The organism is Effusibacillus pohliae DSM 22757, from assembly GCF_000376225.1.
In the GTDB taxonomy this organism is placed as follows: Bacteria; Bacillota; Bacilli; order Tumebacillales; family Effusibacillaceae; genus Effusibacillus; species Effusibacillus pohliae.
This window is the reverse complement of the sequence record NZ_AQXL01000052.1, coordinates 1-4,559: the sequence shown is the minus strand read 5'-3', so window position 1 is coordinate 4,559 and position 4,559 is coordinate 1. Positions and strand designations below refer to the sequence as shown.

The window sequence follows — 4,559 nt, the reverse complement described above, 5'->3', positions numbered from 1 at the left end:
CTTGGTGCAAGCATCGAAACGGAAAGCTCGAGGATATCGCACATTACAAACATTCATCAGCATGGTGTACGCTACAGCGAATAAGCTGGAGATTACGGTCAAGCCTCAACAGGCTTAGTCATATTCCTTCACAGCCTAATAACCACGAAATCGTTCCTGAGGCAGGCGGTCAAGCGGTTTCCTTGAGGGGCTGCCTCAGGAACGATAAACTAGCAAAGGCTGTGAGAATTGACTGCCAATCTGTTGGACTGGCATTTGTGCATACCCATACTAAACAGCGAGGAGCCGCTTTTAAGAGGTCAGTTCCGGATAGCGTGAAGAATCAACAGATTCGAATCATCTGGTTGGCAAACGACCAGAAGATATTCAGCTTTAATCCGGAGGTGTTTCCCTCTGAAAACAATATGATCGTCGACCCGATCATTCAGGTGGTAACAGAAAAAAACAGTCTCGTGGCAGACAGGGCGAACGTATTGGGTGGCGGCGGAGCCAGTGACCCGTTGAAGGTAAGATTGATTAACAGAGATACGACGATGACCTACAAGGCATTGGAGCCTGAGCTCAAAAGGTTGAAGTTGGATGATAATATGAAACACCTGGTCACGGTCGACCAGTTCGTTTCTCAGCAAATCTATAACCTGCAAAAGCAGATGAAACAGCTTTTTTTCATTAGTCTTGGCCTGATGGCGGGGTTGTTACCGCTTGTGGTGCAAAATCTGACCATATTGTTTAACAAACACCAGCGCAAGTTTATTGTTCGCAGATTGTTCGGTACAGGTTTTTTCCGAACGTATAAAGAGTTCCTTTTGATATTCTCAATGACATGGGCGTTTCAGTTGTTCATCTGCTTTCTTGTGAACAGAGGAATACTGGCAAGTTTTTTGCAGATCGTGGCAAGTGTATTGGGAATGGGAGGCTCTGTCAACAGGGCGGTGGGAACGGCTGACATCCAGTGGTTTGCAGCAGCAGGAGTGTTGGTTGCAATTGAATTTATCGTTTCTGTTATTGCTCTTGTGATCGTAGAGCGGAGAAACAAGGTAAACGTTTTAAAGGGAGGAATTGAGTAAAGGATGAACCCGGTATGTGAACTTATAGAAGTCAGAAAAAGCTATGCCGACCACGTTGTTCTGGACAATATAAACCTGACCGTTTACGAGGGAGAGATGGTGGCGATTACGGGGAAAAGCGGTTCTGGAAAATCAACAGTTCTCAATCTGATTGGGATGCTTGAAAGAGCGGATCGTGGAATTATTAAGCTGTTCGGGAAGGAAATTCCCCGTGTCGGATCTGCCCGGGCCAATAAACTCCTAAGAACTCGTATTTCATATCTGTTTCAGAATTTCGCACTGATTGATAACGCCACGGTAGACTATAATTTGGAAATTCCATTGCTATATTCAAAAAAAACAAAGAAGGAAAAGCAGGAGATGAAACGAGAAGCCCTAGAAAAGGTCGGACTGAATATCCTCCTCAGCAAAAAAATACATGCGCTTTCAGGAGGGGAACAGCAAAGAGTTGCTATCGCAAGGATCCTGTTAAAGCCCTGTGATTTAATCCTTGCGGATGAACCCACCGGTTCTTTGGACTCCGAGAACAGAAACGAAATTATAAATATATTAAATGGATTGAATGAATTGGGGAAGACAATCATTATCGTTACTCATGACCCGGAAGTAGCAAAAGCATGTAGTAGAAATATAAAATTATCATAAGAGCAAGTGGTATATGTTGCAAAGGCGCTGATTGTCGGACACACGACGGGCTATTTTGGGTTGAATATTTTATTTGCTTGGCAACGAAAAAGGTGATCATTCTGGATAAGGTGATAGGCAAGATTCTTCTGTATGTCCTGTTCCAGTTTTTTATTACGCTGATCACGTTTATGACGTATCCGACCGATATTTTTCGCGGCTTTGGGCGAATCGTTTTGTTTACCGTGATCCCGGCCGGATTTGTTTCCTATATGCCGATCGGGCTGCTACGGCAGGTGGACGTAACATTTTTGCTGGAGGCGTTGGGATGCGCCTTGCTGCTGCTGGCGGGATCGGTTTGGGTGTTTCACATCGGGCTGCGGCGGTACAGTTCGGGCAATCTGATGGGAATCCGCATGTAAGGAGGCGAGCGGGATGATCATTCGGGAGCGCAGGTTGGAGGATACGGGTTCGTCTGTTTCAACTGGCAAGCGATCCGGAAGTCACCCGATTCTTCACCTGGCGGGCGACGGTGGAAGGGATTCGCGAGCATACGGAAACCATGATCGAGGAAGAGCGGCGGGGCACCGGTCTCAGCCGTACGATTCTCGATGAACGGGGGAATCCGATCAGCGTGATCAGCCTGCACAAGATCAACCAGGAAACGGGAGAAGCAACGCTTGGCACCTGGCTCGGCCGCCCGTACTGGGGCAAAGGGTATAACCGCCGGGCGAAGGATGCGATATTGCGACTCGCGTTTGAAAAAATGGCCTTGCGCCGGGTGTACATCGGAGTCGACCCGCGAAACGGGCGGTCGTTGCGAGCCGTGGAAAAATTGCCTTACGCCCGGCCGGTTGCCGAAGTGCCGGATGAGTATCGGAATGCGTGTCAAGGTGAGACGAATTGGTTTGTGGTGACAAGGGAAGAGTTTACTCGTGCGTTGAACGGGGAGTGGGGGAATGAGTAGGAGAGAGATGTATTTCGATTAGGAATCACAACAAAAACTATAATATGGATAGGGTTAGAGAGTATAAAAGAGAATCATAGAGGTATTTTTCCTAAGCAGGGAAAATTCAGGTTATTTTGTCGTGGACATAATTACCAACGTGTGAGAATATAGAGGCTGGATATACAATTGTTGATCCAATAAGCTTTATGAGTGAAGCGTTATTCTTCATTTGATTTGGTTTTATCAGATCAAGTTATGGAAACGATGATCTGATAAAATAGGAACCGCCTCCAACCAAATAAGCTTCCGAGCAAGGAAGCTTCTGTTAAAGGAGCTTCCTTGCTTTCAAATAAAGGAAGTGATGGAATGTTTTTTCAAGAATTAAAAAGAGGTTTATTGAACAAACGGATGTTGTTTGTTGTCTTGATTGGTCTTGTTTTGATTTATTTATCCGCCTATTCAAGAATTTTAAAATCAATCACTTTTGCTGCCCTCGATGCACCTGATATTATAGGAAATACGGAAGTGATTCAGCAGCTAATCACCAACGGGCAAAACAAATACCATATTTGGCATCAAAGTTTTTTCTATTTGGCAACCTTTTTTCCTCTTCTTGCGATCTTGCCTTATTCGGCCTCTTTTCTGGAGGAAAGAAACTTAAACTTTTATTACTTTGTTGCCTCCAGGACTTCGTATACAGCTTATGTGAGAACGAAGTATATAGTGAATTTCCTGGTTGGGGGCTTGGCAATCTTCCTCCCGGAATTCTTGTTCTACACGGTAATTTCTCTGGTATTTAAAAATGAGGTTCTTCCGACTTTTGTTTTTAAACCAATTGGTTTTCTTGCGTCGGTATTTTCTACCCATCCTGAACTGTATATCTGGATGATTTTCGCAACCCATTTCCTAATGGGAGCCTGTTTTGCCAGTATTGCTATATGTTTATCCAGTTTTGTAAAGAGAAAGATCATAGTATTTGTGGCTCCTTTTTTGTTTTATGTCATAAGTGGTTTTGTGTTGGAAGCAATTTTGAATCTCTTCAGTTTTTCTCCGTTGCAGTGGTTTACTATGATGTACAACGATCACGTAAATCCAGGGATTATGTATGGGTCTCTTGCCGGTCTGCTTCTCCTCAGTCTGGCACTTTATACCACGAGAACAAGAATGGAGAGAATAAATGGATAAACATGGAGTCTTTTCAGATCGTACGGTGGTTCTGCAATATTCGAAACAAAAAATCAATCAGGCGTCTATGAAATTCAAAACTTTGTTGTTTCTCTTGATAATTGTAATGATGACTTTCCTGGATAGTGTGAGTTTAAAGAATTCCATTCAATTTACAAATTCATGGGACTTAATCTTCGATATAGTAGACAACAAGTATATTCAGCTATATTTCTTCCTTTTCTTCTTTTTGTTCTATGTTTTTGACGTTTGTCACGATAAGCAAATCACCCATTACATAATGCTAAGGTTACGACAGAAAACGAAATGGCTCTATGCAAAAATCGGGAGCCTGCTTGTCTTGGGAACGGTCTACACTCTGCTGTACACTGGTCTCGTCTGTCTTCTGGCACTGCTTTTTCAAGGCTATGATTCCAGTTGGAGTCAAGGAGTGTCTGGCCTACAGCATGGGATTTATACCCCTTTTGTCACACCTGTCCAGGGACTGGGTATGATTTTTGTTCGATATTTGCTGAGTGTATGGTTGGTGTCCATTCTGTATTTGCTGATCTATACCTTGAGCAAGAAACATCGCAACACCAAAGCGAGGTCAAGTCCGGATTTTTGTGTAAATTCTTTTTGGGTTGGAGTTTCTCTGTCCATGGCTTTGCCCAGGCTGAATTGAACCGCATCAGGAGAGATTCGTCAAGGAGAGCACTTGACCAACCTCTCCTGATGCGGTATGTCGTTTGCTA

6 protein-coding genes are annotated in these 4,559 nt (G+C 43.9%); all 6 read left to right on the top strand.

Annotated elements, in window-relative coordinates; all coding sequences use genetic code 11:
• Window positions 1–404: 404 nt before the first annotated feature.
• Entirely contained in the window at window positions 405–1,067 is a 663-nt protein-coding gene (locus C230_RS23965; protein WP_456151914.1) for a DUF1430 domain-containing protein, read from the top strand.
• A 3-nt stretch (window positions 1,068–1,070) separates the two neighbouring features.
• Entirely contained in the window at window positions 1,071–1,712 is a 642-nt protein-coding gene (locus tag C230_RS0100855) for an ABC transporter ATP-binding protein (protein WP_018130195.1), read from the top strand.
• 77 nt (window positions 1,713–1,789) lie between these two features.
• Window positions 1,790–2,113 carry an ABC-2 family transporter protein gene (locus tag C230_RS0100850; protein ID WP_018130194.1) on the top strand — a complete coding sequence of 108 codons (324 nt, stop codon included), beginning with the start codon at window positions 1,790–1,792 and terminating at the stop codon, window positions 2,111–2,113.
• A 110-nt stretch (window positions 2,114–2,223) separates the two neighbouring features.
• A complete protein-coding gene (locus tag C230_RS18955; protein WP_018130193.1) occupies window positions 2,224–2,658 on the top strand; it encodes a GNAT family N-acetyltransferase in 435 nt (144 codons plus the stop codon).
• Window positions 2,659–3,006: 348 nt separating this feature from the next.
• Window positions 3,007–3,825: a hypothetical protein gene (locus C230_RS0100840; protein WP_018130192.1), complete on the top strand. Its 819-nt coding sequence runs from the start codon at window positions 3,007–3,009 to the stop codon at window positions 3,823–3,825.
• Entirely contained in the window at window positions 3,818–4,489 is a 672-nt protein-coding gene (locus C230_RS0100835) for a hypothetical protein (RefSeq protein WP_018130191.1), read from the top strand. Before C230_RS0100840 ends, C230_RS0100835 begins: the two co-directional genes overlap by 8 nt.
• Window positions 4,490–4,559 lie beyond the last annotated feature (70 nt).